This is a genomic window from Neisseria sp. P0022.S010 (assembly GCF_051956635.1).
The window spans coordinates 1-3671 of record NZ_JBQCXF010000289.1 but is presented as its reverse complement, the minus strand read 5'-3'; the positions used below and the strand labels follow the sequence as shown (position 1 = coordinate 3671).

6 protein-coding genes and 1 pseudogene are annotated in these 3671 nt (G+C 46.8%); all 7 read right to left on the bottom strand.

Going from position 1 to position 3671, the window contains the following annotated elements:
• Positions 1–12: 12 nt before the first annotated feature.
• Positions 13–333 (bottom strand): iron-sulfur cluster assembly protein IscA, encoded by a 321-nt coding sequence (iscA, locus tag ACTHUT_RS15530; protein ID WP_003685774.1) that lies wholly within the window; start codon positions 331–333, stop codon positions 13–15.
• Between the two features lie 69 nt (positions 334–402).
• Positions 403–648 (bottom strand): recombinase RecA, encoded by a 246-nt coding sequence (locus tag ACTHUT_RS15525; RefSeq protein ID WP_003746468.1) that lies wholly within the window; start codon positions 646–648, stop codon positions 403–405.
• A gap of 262 nt (positions 649–910) precedes the next feature.
• Positions 911–1297 (bottom strand): Fe-S cluster assembly scaffold IscU, encoded by a 387-nt coding sequence (gene iscU, locus ACTHUT_RS15520; protein WP_003674559.1) that lies wholly within the window; start codon positions 1295–1297, stop codon positions 911–913.
• Between the two features lie 68 nt (positions 1298–1365).
• A complete protein-coding gene (locus ACTHUT_RS15515) occupies positions 1366–1494 on the bottom strand; it encodes a hypothetical protein (protein WP_004519897.1) in 129 nt (42 codons plus the stop codon).
• Between the two features lie 125 nt (positions 1495–1619).
• A complete protein-coding gene (locus tag ACTHUT_RS15510; protein ID WP_250600358.1) occupies positions 1620–2228 on the bottom strand; it encodes a hypothetical protein in 609 nt (202 codons plus the stop codon).
• 76 nt (positions 2229–2304) lie between these two features.
• Complete coding sequence (locus tag ACTHUT_RS15505) at positions 2305–3519, bottom strand: IscS subfamily cysteine desulfurase (protein ID WP_004519895.1); 1215 nt, start codon at positions 3517–3519, stop codon at positions 2305–2307.
• Positions 3520–3570: 51 nt separating this feature from the next.
• Positions 3571–3671: pseudogene (locus ACTHUT_RS15500) on the bottom strand (Fe-S cluster assembly transcriptional regulator IscR); the annotation flags it as partial.

Genomic DNA, 3671 nt, shown 5'->3' with positions numbered 1-3671 from the left:
ATTTTTTATATTTTAAACGTGGAAGCTTTCACCACAGCCGCAAGAGTCTTTGACATTCGGATTTTCAAATTTGAAACCTTCCTGTAAGCCTTCTTTGGTGTAATCGACTTGCGTGCCGTCTAGATAAACCAAGCTTTTTGGATCGATATAAACGCGCGCGCCGTGTTCTTCAAAAATCAGATCATCCTCGTTCACTTCATCGACAAATTCAAGGTTGTATGCCATGCCCGAGCAGCCGCTGGTTTTCACACCCAAGCGCACACCCAACCCTTTGCCGCGTTTGGTCAGGTAGCTGTTGATGTGTTTGGCTGCGTTTTCTGTGATAGTAATCATGCTTTTTTCCTCATTTCGCAATCATTTTCTGTTTTGCCTGCTTTTTTATTTCAGACGGCATCTTGATTATCAGGCCGTCTGAAAACGCTGTTTTGCCCACTCTATTGCGGCGGCAATGGCAGCTTTAGCCTGCGGACTATTTCTCCAACAGGTCGAGCCGGTTAATTGTGCGCCTCGTTCCAAAATATCGTCTAAATCTGCCGCCGCCAGCTTGGCAATATCATCTAATCCCATTTGCTGCAAACGCTGCAATATGGTTTTACCTATGCCTTCGACAGCAAGTAGGGATTGGACTTCTTCATCAGTAAAAGGCATTTCGCCTCCTTTGATTTTGCAGGTATAACGACTAAATTAAATATAAGCTGCGATTTATTGCCCTCTCCCTAACCCTCTCCCGCGGGGAGAGGGGATAGATTGGCAGGCAATCCCAAATTTGGCGGCAACTTCAAAAGGATGAAGTTTCTGTGCTCTCAATTCACCCTGTCTGCTTAAGAGGGGAATAAATCACCAGATTTGCTTTTCTCGAAGACTCGCTAGGAGTCTTGGGCACCTGCCAACAAGGGGTCGTTGAATCCGGTTATTTGTTTTCCTGACGTTTGCGATAGTCGGCAACGGCTGCTTTTACCGCATCTTCAGCCAAGATAGAGCAGTGGATTTTAACTGGAGGCAATTCCAACTCTTCGGCAATTTCGCTGTTTTTGATTGCCAGTGCATCGTCAAGGCTTTTGCCTTTAACCCATTCGGTGATCAGGCTGGAAGACGCGATGGCAGAACCGCAACCGTAAGTTTTGAATTTTGCATCTTCGATAATACCCTCATCGTTTACTTTGATTTGCAGACGCATTACGTCTCCGCAGGCCGGTGCGCCGACCATGCCGGTACCGACAGATTCGTCGTTTTTGTCGAAAGTACCAACGTTGCGGGGATTTTCGTAGTGGTCGATTACTTTATCGCTGTATGCCATGATGTGGTTTCCTTTGTGTTTTTAGTGGTGTAAATGGTTTGTTTACGAATATTCAGACGGCCTGAAGTTTAGATTTTACACGCGCCACCTTCGCAGCCATCGTCATTTTCTGAATCGACGCCGCCTTCCACGGTAACGCCGTCAAAATCTTCGAGCAGGTTGTCAAGATTGTCGAGGTCGAGCTCTTGTTCGTCCATGGGCTTGTATCCTTAATTTGACCTTAATTTGAAGATTGTAGTTTTTAGGTCGTCTGAAAAGGTTTTTTTAAGGTTTCAGACGTCCTTTTTAATGTCTAAGTTGATTGCCTATTACAGTTGTTTTATCAGCCATTTATAAAGGCACATTCTAAAATTGTTTGGGGTTTTCCGTTAACATTAATCGGTTTTAGTTTTGCTTGCAGGGTTTCGTATTCTTCTAAAATCAAACTGTATTTTCGAACAGGACGATATTTTCCTTTTAACACCTTGCGTGCCTGTTCCAAAGGTACATCCAACAACAAACGGGTGTAGCTGTAACCTGCGGTTTCTAATTGGAATGTCTGGCTGATATGAACCACAGGCAAGCCATAGTAAGTACCGCTGAGTTTCAAACGGGTTTGATCAAGAATGAACTGTTCTCCATCTTCACTAAATTCCGCGCGGTGCAAAGTCATCGGCGGGTGCGCAAGATCACGGTAAGCCTTTGGCAGCTGGACTCTATTGGGGTGATTCAAACGCAGGTTTTGATATTTAGAGCCTTTATCGTTCCAGTTATCGCTTACATCACTAAATGGTTCCAACAGGTTTTCCAAACGCTTATCGAATTGGCAGCCGTTTTCAAATGATTTGAATATAGTTGACCAATCGGCTTGTGTCTGTGCTGAAACCAGTGGGGCAGAGCATAGAGTCAGACAAGAAAGTAAGTGGCGTATTTTATTTTTTATTATCGTCATTTTTAGTATTTTTCTTGATGAGGTCGTCTGAAAAGGTAAAGGTCTTTTGAATTTTTCAGACGACCTTTTCTCTTGATTAATGCGCCGCCCATTCAATCGAGTTCAAATCGATACCTTCTTTAAACATTTCCCACAGCGGAGACAGTTCACGAAGTTTGCCGATTTTGGATTTAATCAGTTCTGCTGCAAACTGCACTTCTTCTTCGGTGGTCATGCGGCCGAAGGTGATACGCAGGGAGGAATGTGCCAATTCGTCATTGCGGCCGAGTGCGCGTAAAACGTAGCTTGGCTCAAGACTTGCGGAAGTACAGGCGGAGCCGCTGGATACGGCGAGTTCTTTCACTGCCATAATCAGGCTTTCGCCTTCGACGAAGTTGAAGCTGACGTTCAGGTTGTTTGGAGCACGGTGTTCGAGGTCGCCGTTGATGTAAACTTCTTCGATGCCTTCGATACCTTTGAGGAAGATATCGCGCAGTTTCAAGTAGTGCGCAGTGTCTTGTGCCAATTCTTCTTTGGCAATGCGGAAGGCTTCGCCCATGCCGACGATTTGATGGGTCGGCAATGTGCCGGAACGGAAACCGCGTTCGTGGCCACCGCCGTGCATTTGGGCTTCGAGGCGGACACGTGGTTTACGGCGTACATACAGGGCGCCGATGCCTTTAGGGCCGTATACTTTGTGGCCGGACATAGACAGCAAATCAACTTTGGCGGCTTCAACATCGACAGGCACTTTGCCGCATGCTTGTGCTGCGTCAACGTGGAAAATGATTTTGCGTTCGCGGCAGATTTCGCCGATGGCAGGAATATCTTGAACTACGCCGATTTCGTTGTTTACCCACATGACGGAAACGAGGATGGTGTCTTCGCGGATGGCGGCTTTCAGTACGTCTAAATCAACCAAACCGTTTTCTTGTACGTCCAGATAAGTTACTTCGTAACCTTGGCGTTCGAGTTCGCGCATGGTGTCGAGCACGGCTTTGTGTTCGGTTTTGACGGTGATGAGGTGGTTGCCTTTAGATTTGTAGAAGTGCGCCGCGCCTTTGATGGCGAGGTTGTTGGACTCGGTTGCGCCGCTGGTGAAAACGATTTCTTTAGAGTCGGCGTTAATCAGGGCTGCAATGTCTGCACGTGCTTTTTCTACGGCTTCTTCTGCTTCCCAGCCGAAGCTATGGCTGTTGGAGGCTGGGTTGCCGAAAATATCGGACAGGTAGGGAATCATTTTTTCGGCAACGCGGCGGTCAACGGGAGTAGTGGCGGCGTAGTCGAGGTATACGGGGGTTTTGACGGTCATGGTTTGCTCTTTCGTTTGGTCATCTGCCTGCGGTCTTTGCCGCAAGTCGGTTTAATGAATGTGTGTAAAGGTAACGACATGACTGCTGTCGCTGCAGTTCTTTTGTTCAATGATGCTTTGCAGCGTAACGCCACTGAGGTAATCATTGATGG